Origin of the sequence: Bacillus sp. SIMBA_008, from assembly GCF_046535495.1 — a bacterium.
GTDB classification, from domain to species: domain Bacteria; phylum Bacillota; class Bacilli; order Bacillales; family Bacillaceae; genus Bacillus; species Bacillus subtilis.
In genome coordinates this window covers 1-269 of sequence record NZ_JAWRWL010000523.1, presented here as the reverse complement: position 1 = coordinate 269, position 269 = coordinate 1, and the positions used below count along the sequence as shown (strand labels likewise).

General features: G+C 23.8%; 1 protein-coding gene. It reads left to right on the top strand.

Translation table 11 applies throughout. The annotated features are described in order from the left end of the window. Positions 1-36: 36 nt before the first annotated feature. Positions 37-269, top strand: a 233-nt coding sequence (locus SB658_RS24295; protein WP_410602921.1) for a hypothetical protein, incomplete at its 3' end; no start/stop codon positions are given.

The window sequence follows — 269 nt, the reverse complement described above, 5'->3', positions numbered from 1 at the left end:
GTAAATGTAAATTAATTTATTAAGGAGTAAATTAACTTGAATCTAACAAAAAAAGACTTTATTAGTTACTATAAAAAATACAAAGAACTCTCACAATTACATCAAAAATTATTCAAAAAAAATGCAAAACCCAATATTCCTTCCCTATATTCAGAATCGTTATGTAGATTCTTATATAAGATGAAAAAATCGGATATTAAAGAATATGATGCAATTTTTGAAGAAAATAGAATTGAAATAAAAGCCACTTCTAGTAACTCTGGAACAAC